This window comes from Nocardioides mangrovi (assembly GCF_020073815.1).
GTDB lineage: Bacteria > Actinomycetota > Actinomycetes > Propionibacteriales > Nocardioidaceae > Nocardioides > Nocardioides mangrovi.
Genome location: NZ_JAIQZJ010000025.1, coordinates 1 through 21,352, shown reverse-complemented (window position 1 = coordinate 21,352; position 21,352 = coordinate 1). Strand labels below are relative to the sequence as shown.

The 21,352-nt window shown below is 71.2% G+C and carries 21 protein-coding genes, 4 tRNA genes and 1 pseudogene; 13 read left to right on the top strand and 13 right to left on the bottom strand.

What is annotated here, in order from left to right; translation table 11 throughout:
• Nucleotide 1: 1 nt before the first annotated feature.
• The 3 genes from K8U61_RS23615 to K8U61_RS23605 all read right to left on the bottom strand — a co-directional run bounded on the left by K8U61_RS23615 (nt 2) and on the right by K8U61_RS23605 (nt 3,188).
• Complete coding sequence (locus K8U61_RS23615; RefSeq protein ID WP_224125464.1) at nt 2–1,252, bottom strand: sugar ABC transporter permease; 1,251 nt, start codon at nt 1,250–1,252, stop codon at nt 2–4.
• Nucleotides 1,249–2,007 (bottom strand): ATP-binding cassette domain-containing protein, encoded by a 759-nt coding sequence (locus K8U61_RS23610; protein WP_224125463.1) that lies wholly within the window; start codon nt 2,005–2,007, stop codon nt 1,249–1,251. Before K8U61_RS23610 ends, K8U61_RS23615 begins: the two co-directional genes overlap by 4 nt.
• A gap of 92 nt (nt 2,008–2,099) precedes the next feature.
• Nucleotides 2,100–3,188: a sugar ABC transporter substrate-binding protein gene (locus K8U61_RS23605; protein WP_224125462.1), complete on the bottom strand. Its 1,089-nt coding sequence runs from the start codon at nt 3,186–3,188 to the stop codon at nt 2,100–2,102.
• Between the two features lie 216 nt (nt 3,189–3,404).
• Here K8U61_RS23605 and xylA point away from each other — a divergent pair, with 216 nt between their 5' ends.
• Nucleotides 3,405–4,583, top strand: a complete 1,179-nt coding sequence (xylA, locus tag K8U61_RS23600) for a xylose isomerase (RefSeq protein WP_224125461.1) — start codon at nt 3,405–3,407, stop codon at nt 4,581–4,583.
• Here xylA and K8U61_RS23595 read toward each other — a convergent pair.
• Both K8U61_RS23595 and K8U61_RS23590 read right to left on the bottom strand, forming a co-directional pair.
• On the bottom strand, nt 4,568–5,344 hold the full coding sequence (locus K8U61_RS23595) for an inositol monophosphatase family protein (RefSeq protein WP_224125460.1): 777 nt from the start codon (nt 5,342–5,344) through the stop codon (nt 4,568–4,570). The genes xylA and K8U61_RS23595 overlap by 16 nt on opposite strands.
• The gene (locus tag K8U61_RS23590) at nt 5,341–5,865 is read right to left on the bottom strand and encodes an HIT family protein (protein ID WP_224125459.1); all 525 of its coding nucleotides are present in this window, start codon (nt 5,863–5,865) and stop codon (nt 5,341–5,343) included. The genes K8U61_RS23595 and K8U61_RS23590 overlap by 4 nt, the downstream gene beginning before the upstream one ends.
• A gap of 22 nt (nt 5,866–5,887) precedes the next feature.
• Between K8U61_RS23590 and K8U61_RS23585 the strand changes: the two genes are divergently transcribed.
• On the top strand, nt 5,888–6,373 hold the full coding sequence (locus K8U61_RS23585) for a GNAT family N-acetyltransferase (protein WP_224125458.1): 486 nt from the start codon (nt 5,888–5,890) through the stop codon (nt 6,371–6,373).
• On the opposite strand, the gene K8U61_RS23580 is transcribed toward K8U61_RS23585, so the two are convergent.
• The 4 genes from K8U61_RS23580 to K8U61_RS23565 form a co-directional block, all read right to left on the bottom strand.
• Nucleotides 6,360–7,325, bottom strand: a complete 966-nt coding sequence (locus K8U61_RS23580) for a glycoside hydrolase family 25 domain-containing protein (protein ID WP_224125457.1) — start codon at nt 7,323–7,325, stop codon at nt 6,360–6,362. The two genes, K8U61_RS23585 and K8U61_RS23580, sit on opposite strands and share 14 nt — an antisense overlap.
• Nucleotides 7,322–9,322 (bottom strand): threonine--tRNA ligase, encoded by a 2,001-nt coding sequence (thrS, locus tag K8U61_RS23575; RefSeq protein ID WP_224125456.1) that lies wholly within the window; start codon nt 9,320–9,322, stop codon nt 7,322–7,324. The genes K8U61_RS23580 and thrS overlap by 4 nt, the downstream gene beginning before the upstream one ends.
• Before the next feature lie 126 nt (nt 9,323–9,448).
• Nucleotides 9,449–10,252, bottom strand: coding sequence for an NADPH-dependent F420 reductase (locus tag K8U61_RS23570; RefSeq protein ID WP_224125455.1), 804 nt, complete (start codon nt 10,250–10,252; stop codon nt 9,449–9,451).
• A 46-nt stretch (nt 10,253–10,298) separates the two neighbouring features.
• Nucleotides 10,299–10,370, bottom strand: a tRNA-Val gene (locus K8U61_RS23565).
• Nucleotides 10,371–10,465: 95 nt separating this feature from the next.
• On the opposite strand from K8U61_RS23565, the gene K8U61_RS23560 reads away from it, so the two are divergent.
• Nucleotides 10,466–10,891, top strand: a complete 426-nt coding sequence (locus K8U61_RS23560) for an SsgA family sporulation/cell division regulator (protein WP_224125454.1) — start codon at nt 10,466–10,468, stop codon at nt 10,889–10,891.
• Here the strand turns inward: K8U61_RS23560 and K8U61_RS23555 are convergent.
• The gene (locus K8U61_RS23555) at nt 10,877–11,698 is read right to left on the bottom strand and encodes an aminotransferase class IV (protein WP_224125484.1); all 822 of its coding nucleotides are present in this window, start codon (nt 11,696–11,698) and stop codon (nt 10,877–10,879) included. The two genes, K8U61_RS23560 and K8U61_RS23555, sit on opposite strands and share 15 nt — an antisense overlap.
• Nucleotides 11,699–11,842: 144 nt before the next feature.
• Between K8U61_RS23555 and K8U61_RS23550 the strand changes: the two genes are divergently transcribed.
• The 6 genes from K8U61_RS23550 to K8U61_RS25240 all read left to right on the top strand — a co-directional run bounded on the left by K8U61_RS23550 (nt 11,843) and on the right by K8U61_RS25240 (nt 13,318).
• A tRNA-Gly gene (locus tag K8U61_RS23550) sits at nt 11,843–11,915 on the top strand.
• 31 nt (nt 11,916–11,946) lie between these two features.
• Nucleotides 11,947–12,020 (top strand) — tRNA-Cys (locus tag K8U61_RS23545).
• Between the two features lie 28 nt (nt 12,021–12,048).
• Nucleotides 12,049–12,123: transfer RNA gene (locus K8U61_RS23540), tRNA-Val, on the top strand.
• A 414-nt stretch (nt 12,124–12,537) separates the two neighbouring features.
• Entirely contained in the window at nt 12,538–12,807 is a 270-nt protein-coding gene (locus K8U61_RS23535) for a hypothetical protein (RefSeq protein WP_224125453.1), read from the top strand.
• 84 nt (nt 12,808–12,891) lie between these two features.
• On the top strand, nt 12,892–13,212 hold the full coding sequence (locus tag K8U61_RS23530; RefSeq protein ID WP_224125452.1) for a hypothetical protein: 321 nt from the start codon (nt 12,892–12,894) through the stop codon (nt 13,210–13,212).
• Nucleotides 13,193–13,318, top strand: a complete 126-nt coding sequence (locus K8U61_RS25240; protein WP_263427673.1) for a hypothetical protein — start codon at nt 13,193–13,195, stop codon at nt 13,316–13,318. Before K8U61_RS23530 ends, K8U61_RS25240 begins: the two co-directional genes overlap by 20 nt.
• A 363-nt stretch (nt 13,319–13,681) precedes the next feature.
• Here the strand turns inward: K8U61_RS25240 and K8U61_RS23525 are convergent, their stop codons facing one another.
• The 3 genes from K8U61_RS23525 to K8U61_RS23515 form a co-directional block, all read right to left on the bottom strand.
• Nucleotides 13,682–15,661 carry a sensor histidine kinase gene (locus tag K8U61_RS23525; protein ID WP_308043342.1) on the bottom strand — a complete coding sequence of 660 codons (1,980 nt, stop codon included), beginning with the start codon at nt 15,659–15,661 and terminating at the stop codon, nt 13,682–13,684.
• Nucleotides 15,662–15,775: 114 nt separating this feature from the next.
• Nucleotides 15,776–16,879, bottom strand: a complete 1,104-nt coding sequence (locus tag K8U61_RS23520; RefSeq protein ID WP_224125450.1) for a potassium channel family protein — start codon at nt 16,877–16,879, stop codon at nt 15,776–15,778.
• 10 nt (nt 16,880–16,889) lie between these two features.
• On the bottom strand, nt 16,890–17,882 hold the full coding sequence (locus tag K8U61_RS23515; RefSeq protein ID WP_224125449.1) for a YihY/virulence factor BrkB family protein: 993 nt from the start codon (nt 17,880–17,882) through the stop codon (nt 16,890–16,892).
• Nucleotides 17,883–17,899: 17 nt separating this feature from the next.
• Between K8U61_RS23515 and K8U61_RS23510 the strand changes: the two genes are divergently transcribed.
• From K8U61_RS23510 to K8U61_RS23495, 4 genes and pseudogenes are all read left to right on the top strand, one after another.
• Nucleotides 17,900–19,546: an acyl-CoA dehydrogenase family protein gene (locus K8U61_RS23510; protein ID WP_224125448.1), complete on the top strand. Its 1,647-nt coding sequence runs from the start codon at nt 17,900–17,902 to the stop codon at nt 19,544–19,546.
• Nucleotides 19,543–20,292, top strand: coding sequence for a class I SAM-dependent methyltransferase (locus tag K8U61_RS23505; protein ID WP_224125447.1), 750 nt, complete (start codon nt 19,543–19,545; stop codon nt 20,290–20,292). Before K8U61_RS23510 ends, K8U61_RS23505 begins: the two co-directional genes overlap by 4 nt.
• Nucleotides 20,276–20,956 carry an MOSC domain-containing protein gene (locus K8U61_RS23500; protein ID WP_224125446.1) on the top strand — a complete coding sequence of 227 codons (681 nt, stop codon included), beginning with the start codon at nt 20,276–20,278 and terminating at the stop codon, nt 20,954–20,956. Before K8U61_RS23505 ends, K8U61_RS23500 begins: the two co-directional genes overlap by 17 nt.
• 70 nt (nt 20,957–21,026) lie before the next feature.
• Nucleotides 21,027–21,352, top strand: a pseudogene (locus tag K8U61_RS23495) (IS30 family transposase); the annotation flags it as partial.

The following is a 21,352-nucleotide window of genomic DNA, read 5'->3' as shown; positions in this document are numbered from 1 at the left end:
GTCAGACCCGACCGGTGGAAGCGGCGCGGCGACGGCTGATCGCGTCGACGCTCGCTGCCACGAGCAGCACCAGGCCGGTCACGATGTACTTCCGGCTGTCGGGCTGGTTCATCAGACCCATGCCGTTCTGGATGACCGCCACGACGGTGCCACCGATGAGCGCGTCGACGACGCGTCCCTTGCCACCGAAGAGGCTGGTGCCACCGATGACCGCCGCACCCACGGCGTAGAGCAGGGTCTGGCCGCCACCGGAGACGTTGTTCACGCCGCCGCTGTAGCTGGCGAGCATCATGCCGCCGACGGCCGCGACCGTGGAGCACATCATGAAGCAGCTCAGCTGCACCATCTTGACGTTGATGCCCGCACGGCGCGCCGCCTCGGCGTTGCCGCCGACGGCGTAGACGTGGCTGCCCCACCGGGTCCGCCCCAGCACCAGGCTGAGCACGAGGGCGAGGCCGATGATGATGACGAGCGAGATCGGAACGCCCTTGATCGACTTGATGTTCGCGTTCGGGCTGCGCTCGATCGACAGGTACAGGACGACCAGGAACACGAGGACGGCGAGGCTCGCCGACTTCAGCGCCCACAGGACGTCCGGCTCACTGGTCAGACCGTTGCCCCGACGACGCCGGTTGTTCGCGAACGTCATCAGCGCGTACGCCGCCACGAGCACGACCGCGAGGACCCAGCCGAGCCAGATCGGGAGGTTGTCGCTGTTGAGCTTCGCGATGAAGTCGCCCGCGCTGACCGACCCCTTCTCACCGATGAACGTCAGCAGGACGCCCTGGAGCGCGAGGAAGGTGGACAGGGTCACGACGAACGACGGGATGCCGAGCCGGGACACGATCAGGCCGTGGAAGATGCCGATGGCCGTGCCCGTGAGCAGTCCCAGCACGATGGCCGCGGCAGCGGGCCAGCCGTGGTTGGAGATCAGGACGGACGTGACGGCCGCGGACACACCGGCGGTGTAGCCGGCCGCGAGGTCGATCTCGCCGAGCAGCAGCACGAAGACGAGGCCCATCGCGATGATGGTGACGCCGGCCGACTGCTGGATCAGGTTGCCGAAGTTGAACGCCTTCGTGAAGGTCTCGGGCCGCAGGAGCGAGAAGGCGACGACGAGCACGACCAGCCCGAGGATCGCCGGGAGGGACCCGACGTCGCCGCCGCGGATCTTGGCGACGTAGTCCTTCCAGAGGGTGCTGGCGGAGTCGTCCGGCTGCACGTCGTGGATCTCGTCGGTCGAGACGCTCATGCCGCATCCCCCTTGTTCAGCTCGCCGGTCGTGATCGCCGTGACGATCCGGTCCCGGGTGGTGGAAGCGGCGTCGACCTGGGCGACCATCTGGCCGAGGTAGAGGACCGCGATGTCGTCGGCGACCTCGAAGACGTCGTTGAGGTTGTGGCTGATCAGCACGACGCCGAGGCCACGGTCGGCCAGGCGTCGGACCAGCTTGAGGACCTGCTCGGTCTGCGCCACGCCGAGGGCCGCGGTCGGCTCGTCGAGGATGACGACCTTGGAGTTCCACAGGACTGCGCGCGCGATGGCGACGGTCTGGCGCTGGCCGCCCGAGAGGGACGCGACGCGGGTGCGCACGGACTTCAGGGTGCGGACCGAGAGACCGTCGAGGGTCTCGCGGGCGCGCGACTCCATGGCGTCCTCGTCCACGAGGCCGTTCTTGGTGACCTCGCGACCGAGGTACATGTTGTGGACGACGTCCAGGTTGTCGCACAGCGCGAGGTCCTGGTAGACGACCTCGATGCCCAGCGCGTTCGAGTCGCGCGGGCTCTTGACGTGGACCTCGCTCCCCTCGAAGCGGTAGTCGCCCTCGTCGAAGGGGTAGATGCCGGCGATCCCCTTGATCAACGTGCTCTTGCCGGCACCGTTGTCACCGACCAGCGCGGTCACGCGGCCGGGTCGTACCGTGAGATCGACGCCGCGCAGCACGTGCACGGCGCCGAAGGTCTTCTGAACGCCGCGCAGCTCGAGCAGCGGCTCTCCACTCGACATGTGTCACCCTCCTGGGGTTTTGATCGTGGAACGGGGGCCCGCCCTGTCGGACGGGCCCCCGCGTCTTCACGCTGTCGGACGACCGCCAGCGATCAGCTGACGCCGTACTTCTTGCAGAGGTCCTCGATGCCCTTGCAGATGTCCGCCGCGCTGGCCTGACCGGCGTCGACGACGTCCTGGACGTTGTCGGCGGTGATCCAGACCGGGGTGGCCAGGACCGACGGGACGTCGACACCCAGCTCCGAGTCGTTCACGGTGCCGGTGGCGATGGTCGACGGGTCGTCGCCGTTGATGATGGCGATCGCCAGGTCGGACGCGGCCTTGGCCTCGAGCGAGGTGTCCTTGAAGACGGTGCCGAACTGGTAGCCCTGCAGGACGTTGGCGAGACCCTCGGGGGTCGCGTCCTGGCCGGTCACCGGGATCTTGCCCTCGACGCCCGCGGCCTTCTCACGAGCGATGACGCCGCCGGCCATGCCGTCGTTGGCGGTGATCAGACCGACGAGGTCCGGGTGGGCGGCGTAGAACTGGTCGAAGACCTTGCCGGCGGTGTCCGGGTCCCAGTCACCGGTCTGGTCGGCGACGACCTTGTAGCTGCCGTCGTCCTTGATGACCTGCTCGTAGCCCTGCTTGAAGAGGGTCGCGTTGTTGTCGGTCGCCGCGCCGTTGATGAAGGCGATGTTGCCCGACTTGACGCCCATGCCCTGGAGGCCGTCGATGAGGCCCTGGCCCTGCAGCTCGCCGACCTTCACGTTGTCGAACGAGACGTAGTAGTCCGCGCCGCCGCCGAGGGTGAGGCGGTCGTAGTCGATGACCGCGATGCCGGCGTTCTTGGCCTTGTCGATGCACGCCTTGCCCGAGTCCGGGTCGAGGTCGGTCTCGATGAGGACGTTGACGCCCTCGGTGATCATCTGGTCGCAGAGCTGACCGAACGTGTCGGGCGAGCCCTCGGCGTTCTGGATGATCGACTCCAGGCCGGCGGCCTTGAAGGCGGCCTCGAGGTTCGGGCGGTCCTGGGTCTCCCACCGGACCGACGACTTCGAGTCGGGGAGGATGACGCCGACCTTGCCCTTGGCGTCACCGCCGCTGCTGCTGCCGCCGTCGCTGCTGCCACCGTCGCTGTCACTTCCACAAGCAGCGAGCCCGCCGAACGCCAGCACGCTCACTGCCACCAGGGACGCCATGCGCGCACCCTTGTTCCTGACCATTTCCTCGACCTCCGTGGTTCGGGATCCAGTGACCACTGTCATGTGACGGCAGTCACCGGGTATGTTGTGGCGGACAACATACTTACGCCCGCAGGCCACCGCAAGCGGTTCTGAGCGCGTGTTTTGTTGCACGTTCAAACCAAGTCTGCGCACGCCTGAGCGTGACCGAATCGTGATGGAACGAGGAGCCCGATGAGCCAGACCAGCACCACCTCCGACGCCTACGCACCGACCCGCGAGGACCGCTTCTCCTTCGGCCTGTGGACGGTCGGCTGGCAGGGCGTCGACGTGTTCGGTGGCGCCGTGCGCCCCGTCCTCGACCCCGCGGAGGCGATCCACCGCCTCAGCGACCTGGGCGCCTACGGGATCACCTTCCACGACAACGACGTCTTCCCCTTCGACGCCTCCCCCGCGGAGAAGGAGCAGCACCTCGCGCCCTTCCGCAAGGCGCTCGAGGAGACCGGCGTGGTGGTCCCGATGGTGACCACCAACCTCTTCTCGCACCCGGTCTTCCGGGACGGCGGCTTCACCAACAACGACCGCGACGTACGCCGCTTCGCGATCCGCAAGGCGGCCGAGCAGATCGACCTGGCCGCCGAGCTCGGCGCCAAGATCTTCGTGGCCTGGGGCGGCCGCGAGGGCGCCGAGTCGGGTGCCGCCAAGGACATCAAGTCCGCGCTCGCGCGCTACAAGGAGGCCTTCGACGTCCTCGGCGCCTACTCCGAGGAGCAGGGCTACGGCCTGCGCTTCGCGATCGAGCCGAAGCCGAACGAGCCCCGCGGCGACATCCTGCTGCCGACCGTCGGGCACGCGCTGGCCTTCATCAACGAGCTGGAGAACCCGGACCTCGTCGGCCTCAACCCCGAGGTCGGCCACGAGGAGATGGCCTCGCTCAACTACGCCCACGGCCTCGCCCAGGCGCTGTGGCACGGCAAGCTCTTCCACATCGACCTCAACGGCCAGACCGGCCCGCGCTACGACCAGGACCTGCGCTTCGGCGCCGGCAACGCGCGCGGTGCCTTCTGGACCGTCGACATCGTCGAGAACGGTGGGTACGACGGCCCGCGGCACTTCGACTACAAGCCGCCGCGGACCGAGGACATGGACGGGGTCTGGGAGTCGGCGCGTGCCTGCATGCGCAACTACCTGATCCTGCGCGACAAGGTCCGCGCCTTCCGCGCCGACCCGGAGGTCCAGCAGGCGCTCACCGACGCGCGCGTCGACCAGCTCGCCGTGCCGTCGCTGGCGGCGGGCGAGACCATCGCCGACCTGCGCGCGGAGTCGTTCGACCCGGACGCCGCCGCCGAGCGGGGCATGGCCTTCGAGCGCCTCGACCAGCTCGCCCTGGAGTACCTCTACGGCGTCCGCTGACCTGACAGCGCCGCGGCGACCTCGGCCACCGCGGTCGGGGCGCCCGCGACGTACCACTCGACGCCGGCGGCACGGACGGTCCTCGTCGTGCCGCCGGCGGCGAGGATGATCGCCTCGCCGGGCAGGCGGTCCCACGGCGGGACGGAGTGCTGGCACAGCACGTGCAGGCGCCCCTCGGCGATCGCCATCGCGTCCATCGTGCCCGAGCCGAGCATCCGCACCGTCGCGACGCCGGAGACCATCCGGCCGAACGCCGCCCCGACCTCGGTGTCGTAGAACGGTGGGTGCAGGTAGGTGACGAGGCACGACTCCGCAGCCGACCTGTCGGGCAGCCGTGGCAGCGGCACGCCGTCGACGGAGGGCCCCGCCGCCGGGCCGCCGACCCAGGTGCGCCCGGTCGCGGCGTGGTGGACCGCGCCGAGCACGAGGTCGTCGCCATCGACCAAGGCGAGGGCGGAGCACCACCAGTCCAGGCCGGCGACGAAGTTGTAGGTGCCGTCGACCGGGTCGATCACCCAGCGCCGACCCGACGTGCCCTCGCGGTCGGCGCCCTCCTCCCCCAGGACGCCGTCCTCGGGTCGCTGCCGGGCGAGCGTGTCGACGATCAGCCGCTCCGCGGCGTGGTCGGCCGCGGTGACGACGTCCGAGATCGACGTCTTGCGCTGCGGGTCCAACCCGTCGGCCCGCATCCGCTGCGCGAGCACCCCGGCCTCGCGGACGAGGTGGGCCGCGAGCTCCACGTCGTCGGTCGGGCCGTTCACGACCACGCCTCCGCGAGCAGGGAGCGCGTGTCGGACAGCAGCTGCGGGAGCGTCTTGGTGCCACCGACCACCGTGATGAAGTTGGCGTCGCCCGACCACCGCGGTACGACGTGCTGGTGGAGGTGCTGCGACAGCGAGCCGCCGGCCACGCCGCCCAGGTTGAGCCCGACGTTGAAGGCGTGCGGGCCACTGACCTGGCGGAGCACCCGCACCGCCTCCTGCGTCGTGGTCATCAGCTCGGCGGCCTCCTCGGGCGTGAGGTCCTCGAGCTCGGCCACGTGGCGGTGCGGCAGCACCATCAGGTGGCCGGGGTTGTAGGGGTGCAGGTTGAGCACCGCGAAGCAGGTCCTCCCGCGGTGCACGACCAGGCTCTCCTCGAGCGGCAGGTCGGCCATCGCGCAGAAGGGGCAGCCGCGGTCCTCGGCCGGCTCGCTGGGCGCGACGTACGCCATCCGGTGCGGCGTCCAGAGACGGTCGAAGCCCTCGAACCCGTCGCGCGGGTGGCCGGCCGGATCGGTCATGGCACCACCCTAGGGTGGTGGTGTGCAGCTCCGACCGGCCGTCCCCGCCGACATGGCGACCGTCGCCGACATCTGGCACGCGGCGTGGCACGTCGCGCACGCCGGACACGTGCCCGACGGGCTCACCGCGGCCCGGACGCTCGAGGCGTTCCACGAGCGGACGCCGGCGCGCGTCGACGACACGGTCGTCGCGGTGGTCGACGGCGCGGTCGTCGGCTTCACGATGGTCGACGGCGACGAGGTCGAGCAGGTCTTCGTCGACCCGGCTCACCACGGCGGCGGCGTCGCCGCTCCCCTGCTCGCCGCCGTCGAGCAGCAGGTCGCCGACGCCGGGTACGACGTCGCCTGGCTGGCCGTCGTCGTCGGCAACGCCCGGGCGCGGCGCTTCTACGAGAAGCACGGCTGGTACGACGAGGGAGACCTGCCCTACGAGGTCACCGCGCTCGGCCAGCAGTTCATCTCGCCCTGCCGTCGGTACGAGAAGCGCCTCGTGGTCAGTACTGCGTGAACCACCGGCCGAGCCGGGCCGCGGCTCCCGGGCAGGTGACGTCGAGGTCGCGACGGTCCTCGACCCACTGCGCCAGCACCGCGTCCCCGTCCTGGATCCGCCAGTCGTCGCCGCAGCGGTCGAGCGCCTCCTCGCGCGAGGTCTGCCCCGCCGCCCGCCACTCGGGCAGGCCGAGCGCCAGGTCACCGACGACGTCCGACCACAGCGACGGCGTCGAGTAGACGCCCGCGTGGTAGCCGGCGTCCTGGTAGCCGCGGGCCGCCCCCTGCACCACCGCGGCGTTCGCCGTCACGTCACTGCTCCACTCGAAGTCGGGCACGTGCTCGACGTCCAGCCACACGACGGGGCTGGCCAGTCCGGCACGTCGCATCGTCGCGACGTTGGCGAGCGCCTGCTGGTAGCCGGTGTTGGCCAGCGACCCGAGCTCGGTCGTCCCGTCGAAGGGTCCGTCGGTGCCGTGCTCGGCGATCGCGGACGCATCGGGCTGGCTCACCACGGCGTACGCCGCCGCCAGGAGGTGGCGCTCCTGCACCCAGGCCACCTGGTCGGCGAGGCACGGGTTGGCCGTGAAGCCGGGCCCGTTGGTGAGCCCGAGCACGACGTACTGCGCCTCGTCGGTCGGCATCGGCAGCCCCAGCGTGCGGCGTTCGGGGATGCCCATCCCCTTCGGGCACTGCGGCCAGCTGATGTCGGCGCCGAGGACGGTCTCGTCTCCCTGCGCCCGGATCCGCGGCGGGCTGGCCGTGGGGATCGTGGCCGCGGCGGCCTCCGCCAGCTGCGCGAGCGCCCGCAGGCGCGAGGTCTCCCGGTCGACCTCCGCGGTCACGACCGCCGTCGGCCGTGGCGACGGCGGGCTGGTCGTCGGCGTGGGTCCGGCGTCGCCCGGGTCCGACGTCGAGCACCCTGCGAGCAGCGCGACCGCGGCGACGAGCGCCGCGGCGCGCCGGATCACACCTGCTCGCGCGAGGCGACCGCGTCGACGACCCGCTGGATCGCCTCCTCGAGCGGGACGCCGTTGTCCTGGCGCCCGTCGCGGTAGCGGAAGGACACCGCACCGGCGGCCACATCATCGCCGCCGGCGATGATCATGAACGGCACCTTCTGCAGCTGCGCGTTGCGGATCTTCTTCTGCATCCGGTCGTCGGAGTCGTCGACCTCGACCCGGATCCCCCGCGCGCGCATCTGCTTCGCAACGTCGTACAGGTAGTCGGCGAAGGCGTCGGCGACCGGGATCGCCTGCACCTGCACCGGCGCGAGCCACGGAGGGAAGGCGCCGGCGTAGTGCTCGACGAGCACGCCGAAGAAGCGCTCCAGGGAGCCGAACTTCGCGGAGTGGATCATCACCGGCTGGTGCTTCTGGCCGTCCGCGCCGTTGTACTCGAGGCCGAACCCCTTGGGCTGGTTGAAGTCGTACTGGATGGTCGACATCTGCCAGGTGCGGCCGATGGCGTCCTTGGCCTGGACCGAGATCTTCGGACCGTAGAACGCCGCGCCACCCGGGTCGGGCACGAGCTCGAGGCCCGAGGCGATCGCGACGTCCTCGAGGACCTTGGTCGCGACCTCCCAGTCCTCGTCGGACCCGACGAACTTGTCCGGCTTGGAGTCGTCGCGGGTCGAGAGCTCCAGGTAGAAGTCGTCGATGCCGAAGTCGCGCAGCAGCCCGAGCACGAAGTTGAGCAGGTGCTCGATCTCGGCCGGCGCCTGCTCCGGGGTGACGTAGGAGTGGGAGTCGTCCTGGGTCAGGCCGCGCACGCGGGTGAGGCCGTGGATGACACCGGACTTCTCGTAGCGGTAGACCGAGCCGAACTCGAAGAGCCGCAGCGGCAGCTCCCGGTAGGACCGCCCGCGCGACCGGTAGATCAGGTTGTGCATCGGGCAGTTCATCGGCTTGATCATGTAGTTCGAGCCCTCGAACTCCATGGGCGGGAACATGGTGTCCGCGTAGTAAGGCAGGTGGCCCGAGGTGTAGAAGAGCTGGTCCTTGGTGATGTGGGGGGTGCCGACGTACGAGAAACCCTCCTCGATGTGCCGCTGCCGGACGTAGTCCTCCATCACCCGCTTGATCACGCCACCCTTGGGGTGGAAGACCGCGAGGCCGGAGCCGATCTCGTCGGGGAAGCTGAAGAGGTCGAGCTCGCGGCCCAGCTTGCGGTGGTCGCGCCGCTCGGCCTCCTCGATCCGGTGGAGGTGCTCCTCGAGCGCCTCCTTGGACTCCCACGCGGTGCCGTAGATGCGCTGCAGCTGCTTGTTCTTCTCGTCGCCGCGCCAGTACGCCGCGGCGCTCCGCATCAGCTTGAAGGCGGGGATCCGCTTGGTGGTGGGCAGGTGCGGGCCGCGGCAGAGGTCGCTCCAGGCGACGTCGCCGTTGCGCCGGACGTTGTCGTAGATGGTCAGCTCGCCGGCGCCGACCTCGGCGCTCGCCCCCTCGGCGATCTCATGGGCGGCGTCCTCCGCCTTGCCCGCGCCCTTGAGACCGATCAGCTCGATCTTGTAGGGCTCGTCCGCGAGCTCGTGGATCGCGTCGTGGTCGGTGGTGACGCGACGCTCGAAGCGCTGGCCCTCCTTGATGATCTTCCGCATCGCGGTCTCGATCTTCGCGAGGTCCTCGGGCACGAACGGGGTCTCGACGTCGAAGTCGTAGTAGAAGCCGTCCTGGACCGGCGGGCCGATGCCGAGCTTGGCCTCCGGGTAGAGCTGCTGCACCGCCTGCGCCATCACGTGCGCGGTCGAGTGGCGCAGGATGTCGTGGCCGTCCTTGCTGTCGATCGCGACGCCCTCGACCTCGTCGCCGTCGGCCAGCTCGTAGGAGAGGTCCTTGAGCTGGCCGCCGACCCGGGCCGCGATGATCGCGGGCTCCTCGGCGAAGAGCTCCCAGGCCTTGGTGCCGGTCGTGACCGTCCGGTCCTCACGCGCGTCGGCGTGGGCGAGGACGATCTTGAGGTCGGACACGGTGGCTCCTGGGTCTTGAGGTGGTCGAACGGACCCACCGATCGTATCGACCACCCTCCGCCGCTCGCGCGGCAGTTCTCCTCGGTTCGGTCCGCCTCGAGCCGGATCACCACCGGCCGGCGGGGATCACATGTCGCGATAGCGCTGGGCCTGGGCGAGCTTGTCGTCCAGCAGGGCGGCGTCGACCGGGCGAGCGTTGCCGTCGTCGTCGAAGTAGAGGCCGGCGTACGCCGGGAGGTCGCGCTGGTAGCGCCAGCCCTCGGCGAGGGGCCCGATGTCGTGGGCGTCGAAGCCGACGTCGCCGATGAACGCCGCCGCCTCGGCCTTCGCGTCGGCGTCGTCCCCCGCGATCGCGAGGACGCTGCGCTCCGGGTCGCCGGCCGGCCGGGCGAGGGTGCCGATGAAGACGTGGAAGATGTTGTTGAAGGCCTTCACCACGTGCGACTCCGGCAGGTGGGCCTGCAGCAGCTCGGACGTCGTCGAGGTCTCGTCGTCGAGCTCGGCGATCTGCCCGTCGCGCTGCGGGTAGTAGTTGTTCGTGTCGATCACGGTCTTGCCGCGCAGCGGCTCGACCGGCACCGCGCCGATGCTCTTCAGCGGGATGGTCACCACGACGAGGTCGCCCGCCGCCGCGGCCTCGGCCGCCGTCGCGGCGCTCGCGTGCGGCCCGAGCTCGCTGACCAGGTCGCCGAGCGTCTCCGGTCCACGGCTGTTGCTCAGCACCACGTCGTACCCCGCCGCGACCGCACGCCTCGCGATCGCGCTGCCGATGTTGCCTGCTCCGATGAGTCCGATGGTCGTCATGGAACGAGAAACGGCCCGGAGCCTGGCGGCATTCCGGACCGTTCTTTCGCGAGCTGAGGGTGGGCGATACTGGGTTCGAACCAGTGACCTCTTCGGTGCAAACGGCAGAGCCGCGCTACCACCCACGGCCGAAATGCCAAGAGCCGCACGCGATGCGTGCGGCTCTTCCAGGTGGGCGATACTGGGTTCGAACCAGTGACCTCTTCGGTGTGAACGAAGCGCGCTACCACTGCGCCAATCGCCCCTGCGGACGCAGACTCTAGCCCAACTCCGGCGCCTCTCCACATTCGGGAGGAGAACCGCGTCACGGACCACCGGGTACGCCGTCTCCTCGTCGTGATGCAGCAGCCGATGTCGCCGGCCCTGAGCCAGGCCGTGACCCTCCAGTGCCTCGACGCCCGGGGTCGCAGCCTCGACCTCCCGGCGTCCCTCGCCTACGACGCCCACGACCCGTGGGCCGTCACCATCACCTTCCGCGGTCCGCAGGACCAGGTCAGCTGGGTGGTCGGTCGCGACCTGCTGCTGCAGGGCGTCACCGACCCGGCCGGCCAGGGTGACGTCCTCCTCTGGCCGAGCATCGACGAGAACGGCCGCGCGGCCGTGGTCATCGAGTTCTGCTCCCCCGACGGCCGCCTGGTGACGCAGCTGCGCACCCACGAGCTCTACCGGTTCCTGACGCGCACGCTCGCGATCGTGCCGCTCGGCACCGAGACGATCGATCTCGACAGGCTGGTCGAGGCGATCCTCGGCTCACCGACCGAGTAGCTCCGGCTCCCGCCCGCGCCACACGGCCTGCGCCTCGCGGGTGATCGGTCCGGGGGCCGGCAGCGCCCGGTCGTTCCAGCGCTCGACCGCCTGGACGTCGCGCGTCGTGGACGCCAGGAAGACCTCGCTGGCCCGCTCGACGACCTCGATCGGCTCGTCGACCTCGCGACCGCCGTACCACTCGAGGATCAGCGCGCGGGTGACGCCGGCGAGGCAGCCGCTGGCGAGCGTGGGCGTCCGCAGCTCGCCGTCGACGACGTAGAAGACGTTGGAGCCGGTGCCCTCGCAGAGGTGGCCGGCCAGGTTGGCGAAGACCGCCTCGCTCGCGCCGCGCTCCTTCGCGGCGGCCAGGGCGACGACGTTCTCGGCGTACGACGTGGTCTTGAGACCGGCCAGCGCGCCGCGCTCGTTGCGCGGCCACGGCACGGTCGCGACCGCGGTGGCCGGCGGCCAGGGCTGCATCGCGTCGGCCACCACAGCGATGGTCGGTTCGGCGTGGCCGCGACCGGAGCCCATCGGCGCCGGGCCGCCGGTGACGGTGATCCGCAGCCGGCCGAGCGGCAGCCGCTCGGCGTCCAGGACGGCCGCGATGCCGCGGCGTACGGCGTCCTCGTCGACCTCGGGCAGGCCGAGTCCCGTGGCGGATCCGTGCAGCCGCTGGAGGTGCCGGTCGAGCGCGAACGGGAGGCCGTCGACCACCTTGATCGCCTCGAAGACGCCGTCGCCCACCGTGAACCCGTGGTCGCTCACGGCCACCGCCGGAGCGGCGGGATCGTCGAGGAGATGGCCGTTGATCCACACGTGCATGAGCGTCACTCTAGGAGCGTCGCGGGTGCCCGGAGAGGGCCCGACGCGCCGGGAGACGCGCCGTACGGGGCCCGATTTTGCATGGTCTGGGGCATCGGCTACTGTTCTCACGCACGCCGACCGGGAGACCGGATCGGAGCGCAAGCGGACGTAGCTCAGTTGGTAGAGCGCAACCTTGCCAAGGTTGAGGTCGCGAGTTCGAGCCTCGTCGTCCGCTCGGAGAGGTCTCTCCCTGGTTTGGCCTCCATGGTGGGTTGGCCGAGAGGCGAGGCAACGGACTGCAAATCCGTGTACACGGGTTCAAATCCCGTACCCACCTCCACGCAGTCCCTCCACCAAACTCAAGACCCGGGCGATTGGCGCAGCGGTAGCGCGCTTCCTTGACACGGAAGAGGTCACTGGTTCAAACCCAGTATCGCCCACCAGCGCGACAAGGGCCCCTGAGCAGGCAGAACGCCTCTCAGGGGCTTCTTGCATCTCAGGCCGTGTGCGATCAGTCCGCGGCAGAGCTCCACAAGCCCGGCGCATCGCAGCGCTCCCGCCGATTCACCGGATTAGGGGAACTGGATCCGCGGAGCGCGACGTACCGTCGAGTCAGCACTCGCGGTCACGAACGCCTGATGTCCTTTGACCGGATTCGTGGCCCACTTCCGAGGGGTGCTGCCCGAGGCGACGTCCGTAGCAGCAGGGGGTGCCGCTTCGGACGTCCCGGCCGTGCTGCCGGCCGGGACACCGGGACCGCAGGACGGCTGATGACCCCCAACTTCAGGCCTCCGGCGGTCCCGCCTGCGTGGCCTCCCGACGTCCCGCCGTTCGAACACCTGTTCTATTCTGGCCCGATGGGAGGGGAGCCGCGAGCGGGGACGACGCGGCTCCCCCGTGCGGTCTGGATCGACTCCACCGGCATGTGGAACCACAACGCAGGGCTGCCGCCGAGCGTGGGGCTGCTGCTCGAGTGGCGACGGGGCGCCGACCCGCGCGGGCAGCCGGCGTGGGAGGGGCTGGTGATCTGGGCGAACAGCCACCGCGAGGGCACTTGGTCGAGCGGGTGCACGTGGATCCGGGCGGCCTGCATCCGGCCGATGGCCGCGTCGGACTGGCGGGCCTAGCGCGGGTGGCGCGTCGTACCTGGAATTGGGTGAAGCACGGGGTGCCACCCACCTGCGGAGCGGTCGACGTGGCCCACTTCCGGCATGACCGCCGTGCCGCGTCTGACGCCGATCCAGCTCCTGCTCCTCGAGGTCGACGAGGCGCGCGAGGCGGTGGTCAGGCTGCGCGGCGACGTCGAGCAGAGCCGGCGGAAGGTGCTCGCTGCCCAGGCACGGCTCCGGCGGGCGCTCGAGACGTACGCCGCCTTCGCGGACGCGCGGGGCCTGGCGCTGCCGCACCGGCTGCGCATCGAGCTCACCGTCTACCGCTCGCTGGAGTCGTGGAACGGGCGGCACGAGGACGAGGCACCGGACCGCGACTGGAGGTCGCGCTACCGTCACGAGGATGACGACCCTCATCGGTAGGCGGGGCGTGGGCGGGTTCTACCTGCTCCACCACCACCCGTGGCTCCTGGTGGTCACCCTGGCCGTCGTGATCGCGGTCGTGCTCTACCTGCAGCGACGCGGGTAGCCCACGGGCAGCCGAGACAGCGAGGACAGGGAGGGTCCGAGGGCAGCGACGACCTCGGGCCCCCTCCCTGTCGACGTGTGTCCCGCCGGACTGAGCCGACGGGGCGGAACCAGATCGGCGTCTCGGGTCGCCGAGGTGGTTCTCCTCCAGAGTAGGCGCCGTCCGGTGAGCGCGGGCGACCTTGCAGGAATCTGGCAGAAGCACAACAAATGGCCAGGTCTGATCCGGCTGGACCCGGCGGCCGCACCCCGCCCCGATCCCCCGAGGCGCGGGGACGAAGGGTGGGCCGCACGGGCAGGGTCAGGATCGCTCGTGGCCGCCCCGGGCGGCTCACCCGGAGGGATGAGCGTCCGGATGAATCCCTCAGGCGTCGTACGCCGGGAGCGTGAACTCGAAGACCGAGCCCTGTCCTTCGGGGTTGGGCATCGCACTGATGGTGCCGCCGTGCCGGTTCACGATCCGGCGGACGATCGAGAGCCCGAGGCCGCTGCCTTCGTACTCCCGGTAGTGCGCGCGGTGGAACTCCTCGAAGATCCGGTCGCGATCGCCCTCGGGGATGCCGATGCCGTTGTCGGCGACCTGGATGGTGACCCAGCGGGCGTCGGTGCGGGCGCCGCGGACGGCGACCTTGGCCTGCTCCCCCGGTGCGACGTACTTGAGCGCGTTGCCGATCAGGTTGTCGAGGACCTGGCGGATCAGCACCGGGTCGCCGAGGACGGCGGGTGCGTGCTCGGCGCTGACCTGGCCCTCCGCGTGCCGGCCGGCGGCGATCTCGCGGACCAGGGCCGCGATCTCGACCTTGCCGACATCGAGGTCGCGGGCGCTGCTGGTGGCGTGGGCCAGCAGGTCACGGATCAGCTCCCGCATCCGCCGCGAGGCCGACCGCACACGGGAGACGAACTCCTGCGCGAGCTGGGCGTCGAGGGCGCCGGCGTCGAGCTCGTCGGCGATCATCTCCGTCCAGCCGTCGATCGCGGCCAGCGGGTTGCGCAGGTCGTGCGCGACGACCCCGGCGAACGCCGAGAGCTCCTCGCGGTTGGCGTGGTCGGAGGTCGTGTCACGGATCAGCATGAGCGCGCGGGCGCGGGCGTTGATCTCGTCCCGGGGCAGCGGGATCGCCGAGATCGTCAGCACCCGCTCCGTGCCGTCGTCGATGCGGATCAGCAGCTGCTCGTCGTACACGGCCTCACCGGCCAGCGCGCGGCAGCTGGGCTGGTGGTCCTTGGTGACCTCGCTGCCGTCGAGCCGGGTCGACTCGATGGCGGCGATCGTGCCCGCGCTGAGCGGGGCCGCCATGCCGAGCGCGCGAGCGGCGGCCTCGTTCTGGACGAGCAGGTCACCGGCCTCGTCGACGACGAGGACACCCTCGGTCATCGACCCGATGACCGCGGCCCGCATCCGCTCCTCGTAGACGGCCGCCTCTCGGGTGCGCCGCAGCTCGTCGGCGAGCGCGACCCGCTCGTCGCGGCCGGTCGCGATGGCCAGCCCGGTGAGCGCGATCGTGCTGACGTAGAGCTGGGCGAGCAGGTAGCCGAGGGCGACGTCGTCGACCCCCGCGAACGGGCCGGTGCCGTTGAGGGTCAGCGCCATCGTCACCAGGCCGACGACGAGCGAGTGCGAGGCGCTGACCAGCGTCGAGAAGCGGGCGCCCACCCACACGCTCGCGGCGAGCAGCGGGAAGGTCAGCGGGAGATCGTCGAACTGGAAGACCAGCGCGTACATGCCGACGGTGAAGGTGAGCGCGGCCGTCAGCTCGATGACACCGCCCTCGCCGCGTGCGCTCGGGCGCGGTCGCGGCGAGGTGATCCGCTGCCCCAGCAGGAGCCCGAAGCCCAGCACGATCAGCGCGGCGCACAGGTTGCGCCCGAACCACAGCGCCACGTCGACGGTGCCGAAGCCGCCGGGCACCTGGTCCGGCAGCAGCAGCGCGCCCGCCGTACCGATCCCGGTGCCGACGGCGATCGCGACGACCAGCGCGGCACCGAGACCCGCGACCGACCGCGGCCGGTCCAGGGGCGCCTGTCCCCCGCAGCCCCACAGGCGCGGGCACCACCGGCGCAGCAGCAGCACCGCGACCCAGGTCTGCACGACGTTGGCGGCGGCGAAGACGGCCGCGAGGCCGAGGTCGGCACCGGCGACCAGGTTGGCGGCGTACGCCGCGGCGACGAGCAGCGCGGAGTCGACCGACACGGTGCGAGCGCCGCGGACCAGGAGCCAGAGGATCGGGATGCCGCCGGCCGGCCAGAGGGCCGAGAAGGACTCCCCGTCGAGCGCGGACATGCGCGGCACCAGGCCCGACACGACCATGAGCGCAGCGAAGCACAAAGCCCCGGCTGCACCCACGTAGACGTGCGGTTGCAGCCGGTTGTCGCGCGTTCCACCCACAGGGCCCCCACCCACGTCCAGCAGGCTAGCCGTCCACCGTCCGTTTTGTGGGGAAGCTGCGCAAACGGCCGATCACGAGTCCTCGGACGCGAGCTCCTCGTTGTGCGTGCCGGGACGGGGCGCCCAGGGCAGCTCGCGCGCCGGGCGTACGACGATCAGCCGGTCGCCGCGGGCGAGCTGGGTGACCACCGGGTCGAAGTAGCGGTAGACCTTCTCGTCGCGGACCACCGCGATCACCTGGTCGGGCAGCTGCTGGGGCTGCTTGCCGACCTCGGAGACGATCAGCTCACGCTCGGCGACCTCGAGGCCCTCGCCGTACGTGAGGAGGTCCTCCATCACCTGCCCGAGCGTCGGCGAGAGCGAGGAGAGCCCGAGCAGCCGGCCGACGGCGTCCGAGGACGTGATGACCGAGTTGGCGCCGGACTGGCGCATGAGCGCCACGTTCTCCTGCTCCCGGACCGCGGCCACGATCCAGACGTCCGGGTTGAGCTGGCGCACGGTGAGGGTGGCGAGCACGTTGGAGTCGTCGCGGTTGGTCGTGATGATGACCTGGTCGGCCTCTGCCACACCGGCCCGGCGCAGCACGTCGCGGCGGGTCGCGTCGCCGGTGACCACGGCGAGGCCGTCGGCGTGCGCCTCCTGCAACGCGCTCGAGCCCGGGTCGACCACGACGATCGCCTCCCGCTCGAGCCCGTTGTTGACGAGGGTGTCGACCGCGGCACGGCCCTTGGTGCCGTAGCCGATGACGACGACGTGGGACGCCATGTTCTTCCTCCACCGGGCGATGCGGAACATCTCTCGACCCTGCGAGGCGAGCACCTCGAGGGTGGTCCCGATCAACAGCACCAGGAAGGCGATGCGGAGCGGGGTGATCACGAACGCGTTGATCAGCCGGGCGTGCGGGGCGACCGGAGCGATGTCGCCGTACCCGGTCGTGCTCAGCGTGACGGTCGTGTAGTAGATCGAGTCGATCAGGTTGACGCCGTAGTGCGGCGGGTCGTTGCCGTCGCGATAGGCGCCGCGGTCGAGGTAGACGATCAGGACGGTGCCGACCAGGATCGCGAGCGCCAGCAGCAGCCGGCGGCCGAGCTCCCACCACGGCGAGCGTGCGGGGTCGGGGAGCGACAGCTTGCCGCGGGCGCGGCCCTGCGTGATGTCGCTGGAGTCGTCCGGCACGAGGGTGAATCTAGCCGTTCGCCTGGCGGGTGACGGTACGGCGTAGCCGCTGCACGAGCTCGAGTCGCGCGAGCACGGTCGTCTTCTGCGGGAAGACCTCGTCGAACGCCGCGTTGACGGCCGCGCCGATGAGCACCGCGATCGAGACCAGGTAGAGCCAGAGCAGCACCGCGATGGGGGCCGCGAGCGGGCCGTAGATCGAGCGCGAGTCGGTGGCGGTGATGGTGAGGAACCACCGCAGCAGGAAGGACCCGACGACCCAGCCGGCGAAGGCGAAGGTGGCGCCCGGGAGGTTGAAGCTCCAGTTGGTCCGCACCGGGACGGACACGTGGTAGAGCGTCGCGAGGAAGCAGACGCAGATCACGATCACCAGCGGCCAGTAGAAGTGCATGAGGAAGTCGAGGCGCTCGGGGAGCCACGCCGCCACGAGGTCCGGTCCGGCGACGACGAGCGGGATCATGAAGACGCCGGTGACCAGGGCGAGGATGTAGAGCAGGAAGGACAGCGCGCGGGTCTTGACGATCCCGCGGTGCCCCCCGAGCCCGTGCATGATCGTGATCGCGTCGACGAAGACGTGCAGCGCCCGCGACCCCGACCAGAGCGCGAGCACGAAGCCGAGCGAGATGACGTCGATGCGGCCGCCCTTGAGGACGTCGTCGATGGTCGGCGTGATGATCTTGTTGACCGCGCCGTCGGTGAGCCCGCGACTGGCGAGGTCGATCACCGCCGTGCGTACGTCGTCCACCTGCCCCGCGCTGAAGCGGTCGGTGACGAAGCCGATGGCGCCGGCCAGCGCGAAGATCAGCGGCGGGACCGAGAGCACCGCGAAGAACGCCGCCTCGGCCGCGAGGCCGGTGACCCGGTAGCGCAGGCAGCTGCCGACCGTCGTGACCACCAGCCGCCAGACCAGCGCGCGGGCCGTCGCCCAGCGGGCCGCCAGCGCCGACGCCACGGGGCCGGAGGATGCGCGCGGCCGAGTCTGCGCACGCTCCGCCTCGGTCATGGACCTACCGTAGGCACATGGATTCCAACATCCGGGTAGCCACGAACCAGGCGCCGCTCCTCGTTGGTCACAACATCGTCACGGGCGACCACGCCCTCGTCGAGGCGGTCACCCGGCACGGGTCGGCCGAGGTGGTCGACGACATCGCCCCGATCGGTGCGCTCGCCGGCACCGCCGAGGCGCGTGAGCACGGGATGCTCGCCAACGAGCACCACCCCCGGCTCACGCCGTACGACCGCTACGGCAACCGGATCGACGAGGTCGAGTTCCACCCGTCCTGGCACTGGCTGATGGAGCGCGCGGTCGGCCAGGGCCTCGCCGCGGCGCCCTGGGAGTCCGACTCGCCGCACGCGCACGTACGCCGCGCCGCGGGCTTCATGGCCTGGTCGCACACCGAGCCGGGCCACGGCTGCCCGATCTCGATGACCTACGCCGCGGTCCCGGCGCTGCGGGCCGACGACGCGCTCGCCAAGGAGTGGACCCCCCTGCTGGCGTCGCTGTCCTACGACCCCGGGGTCCGGGCTCCGTCGGCCAAGCTCGGCGCGCTCGCCGGGATGGGGATGACCGAGAAGCAGGGCGGATCCGACGTCCGGGCGAACGTCACCGAGGCGCGGCGTACCTCCGTGGAGGGCGAGTACACCCTGCACGGCCACAAGTGGTTCACCTCCGCCCCGATGAACGACGTCTTCCTGGTGCTCGCGCAGGCCGAGGGCGGGGTGACGTGCTTCGTGGTGCCGCGCGTGCTCGCGGACGGGACCCGCAACCAGCTCGACGTGGTGCGGCTCAAGGACAAGCTGGGCAACCGCTCCAACGCGTCGTCGGAGCTGGAGTTCGACGGCACGGTCGCGCTCCGGCTCGGCGACGAGGGCCGCGGGGTGCGCACCATCATCGAGATGGTGGCGGCGACCCGGCTCGACTGCGTCCTCGGGTCGACGTCGCTGATGCGGCGCGCGGTCAACGAGGCCAGCTGGCACGCTGCGCACCGCTCGGCGTTCGGCTCTCTCCTCGCGGAGAAGCCGCTCATGCAGAACGTCCTCGCCGACATGGCCGTCGAGACCGAGGCGGCGACCGCGCTCGCGATCCGGCTCGCGTCCGCCGTCGACAACATCCAGGACCCGCACGAGGCCGCCCTGCGCCGGATCGCGCTGCCGCTGGCGAAGTTCTGGGTCTGCAAGCGCACGCCGTTCCTCGTCGCCGAGGCGCTGGAGTGCCTGGGCGGCAACGGGTACGTCGAGGAGTCGGGCCTGCCGCTGCTCTACCGCGAGGCGCCGCTCAACTCGGTGTGGGAGGGCTCGGGCAACGTCAACGCGCTCGACGTCCTCCGCGCGCTCGGCCGCGAGCCGGAGGTCCTGGACGCCTGGATCACCGAGGTCGGCCGGGCTCGCGGCGGCGACGCGCGGCTCGACCGGGCGATCGAGGACACGCTCGCGCTCATCGGCTCGCTGATGGACGACCCGGGCTCGCTCGAGGTCAACGCCCGCCGGCTCGCCTCCCGGATGGCGCTCTGCCTCCAGGGCTCCCTGCTCGTGCGGTTCGCCCCGCCGGAGGTCGCCGACGTGTTCTGCGCGTCGCGCCTCGGGTCGTCCTACGACGGGGTGCTGGGCACACTCGCCGGCGGCGACCTGCGATCGATCGTCGAGCGCACCACGCCCGTCGTCGCATGAGCAGCGTGCGCGAGTGGGACGCCGCGTCGTACGACGCGCTCCCGCTCCCCCACGTCGCGTGGGGCCAACGGGTCCTCGACCGCATGGAGCTCGCGGGCCTGGGCGGTGACGAGCTCGTGCTCGATGCCGGCTGTGGCACCGGGCGGGACGCAGCCGCGCTGCTCGAGCGGTGGCCGGGCGTGCGGGTGGTCGGCATCGACGGCTCGCAGCAGATGCTCGACCAGGCACGGGAGCGGCTCGGCGACCGCGCGACGCTGGTACGCGCCGACCTCACCCGACCGCCGCTGCCGGTGCCCGAGCCGGTCGACGCCGTCATGAGCGTCGCCGCGTTCCACTGGATCCAGGACCACGCCGGGCTCTTCGCGAACCTCCGCGCCGCCATGCGGCCGGGCGCCGCGCTGACCACCGACTGCGGCGGTCGCGGCAACGTCGCCGGCGTCAACCGCGCGCTGGCGAGGGTCACCGGCGAGGAGCACGACGGCTGGGAGTTCGCCGGCGAGGACGACACCCGGGCGCGGCTCCTCGACGCCGGCTTCGAGGTGCGGTCCGTGGTCCTGCGCGCCGATCCCTTCCGCTGCGAGGACGCCGACGTGCTCGAGCGCTACCTCGCCACCGTCGTCCTGGGCTCGAAGCTCGACGCGCTCCCCGAGGCCGACCGCGCCGGCTTCGTCCGCGACGTACGCCTCGCCCTCGACGAGCCCGTCGTCGACTACGTACGGCTCGAGATCGATGCCGTCGCCCGCTGAGCCCGCCGGCCGGGTCCGGTCGGTCAACCTCGGGAGCCGCGAGCCCAACCCGGCCAAGCGGGTCGGCGTCACCGGCCACCACAAGCGGCCCGTGGAGTCGGCGCTGCTCCGCGCGCCCGGCCCCAAGCACGGAGGCCTCGGCAGCGGCCTGGTCGGCGACTTCATCGGCGACACCCGCAGCCACGGGGGCGACGGCCAGGCGGTCTACGCGTTCGCCCGCGAGGAGCTCGACCGGTGGTCGGCCCGCCTCGACCGGCCGCTGGCCGACGGCGCCTTCGGCGAGAACCTCACCACCGAGGGCCTCGACGTCGACGCCGCCCGGGTCGGTGACCGCTGGGCGGTCGGTGACGAGGTCGTCCTCGAGGTCACCGGCCCGCGGCTGCCCTGCGCCACCTTCGCCCTGCGGATGGGCGAGCCCGGCTGGCTCCGCACCTTCAGCGAGGTCGGCCGCACGGGCGCCTACCTCGCGATCGTCACCGGCGGCACGGTCCGGCCCGGCGACGCCGTCCGCGTGCTGTCCACCGCCGACCACGGCATCGACCTGCCGACCACGTTCCGCGCCCTGCTGGGCGACCTCGACGCCGCCGACCTCGTCCTCGCCGCCGGCATCCTGCCCGCCGACGAGGAGGAGTGGCTGCGCGACCGGCTCGACCGTCGTACCTGACGTATCGGCTGCGGATCCACCGGCGGAATCAGGTGGTCGAAGCAACACCGAGTGGTGGAGGTGTTGTGAGGTGGTTCGTGGAGTTCGGTACGAGGTGCGGCTCGCGTTCTTTGACCGGGTGGTGGAGGGCTGGTCGGTTTCGGCCGCGGCTGCCGAGGCTGGCGTGGCGAAGCAGTCGGCATGGGATTGGTGGCGCCAGTCTGCTCCGGTGACGTTGGAGTTGGCTCGCTCGAAGGTAGGTGGTCTCGGTGTCGTGCCGGTGGTCGAGGGTGTTTCGTCCAGGGGCGCTCCAGCCCAGCGTCGAGCGTTGACCGGTGAGGACCGGGCGGTGATCGCGGCCTGTCTACGCCGACGTGCTGCGGGCGAGAAGATCACGCTGGCGCAGATCGGTGAGCT

Excerpts from the sequence above, each read along its gene's own strand:
- K8U61_RS23590 (WP_224125459.1), bottom strand. The coding sequence starts at position 5,865 with ATGACCGATCCGGCCGGCCACCCGCGCGACGGGTTCGAGGGCTTCGAC.
- K8U61_RS23555 (WP_224125484.1), bottom strand. The coding sequence starts at position 11,698 with ATGCACGTGTGGATCAACGGCCATCTCCTCGACGATCCCGCCGCTCCG.
- K8U61_RS23510 (WP_224125448.1), top strand. The coding sequence starts at position 17,900 with ATGGATTCCAACATCCGGGTAGCCACGAACCAGGCGCCGCTCCTCGTT.
- xylA (WP_224125461.1), top strand. The coding sequence starts at position 3,405 with ATGAGCCAGACCAGCACCACCTCCGACGCCTACGCACCGACCCGCGAG.
- K8U61_RS23530 (WP_224125452.1), top strand. The coding sequence starts at position 12,892 with ATGACCGCCGTGCCGCGTCTGACGCCGATCCAGCTCCTGCTCCTCGAG.
- K8U61_RS23560 (WP_224125454.1), top strand. The coding sequence starts at position 10,466 with ATGCAGCAGCCGATGTCGCCGGCCCTGAGCCAGGCCGTGACCCTCCAG.
- K8U61_RS23500 (WP_224125446.1), top strand. The coding sequence starts at position 20,276 with ATGCCGTCGCCCGCTGAGCCCGCCGGCCGGGTCCGGTCGGTCAACCTC.
- K8U61_RS23610 (WP_224125463.1), bottom strand. The coding sequence starts at position 2,007 with ATGTCGAGTGGAGAGCCGCTGCTCGAGCTGCGCGGCGTTCAGAAGACC.
- K8U61_RS23535 (WP_224125453.1), top strand. The coding sequence starts at position 12,538 with ATGGGAGGGGAGCCGCGAGCGGGGACGACGCGGCTCCCCCGTGCGGTC.
- K8U61_RS25240 (WP_263427673.1), top strand. The coding sequence starts at position 13,193 with ATGACGACCCTCATCGGTAGGCGGGGCGTGGGCGGGTTCTACCTGCTC.
- K8U61_RS23605 (WP_224125462.1), bottom strand. The coding sequence starts at position 3,188 with ATGGCGTCCCTGGTGGCAGTGAGCGTGCTGGCGTTCGGCGGGCTCGCT.
- K8U61_RS23515 (WP_224125449.1), bottom strand. The coding sequence starts at position 17,882 with ATGACCGAGGCGGAGCGTGCGCAGACTCGGCCGCGCGCATCCTCCGGC.
- K8U61_RS23505 (WP_224125447.1), top strand. The coding sequence starts at position 19,543 with ATGAGCAGCGTGCGCGAGTGGGACGCCGCGTCGTACGACGCGCTCCCG.
- K8U61_RS23615 (WP_224125464.1), bottom strand. The coding sequence starts at position 1,252 with ATGAGCGTCTCGACCGACGAGATCCACGACGTGCAGCCGGACGACTCC.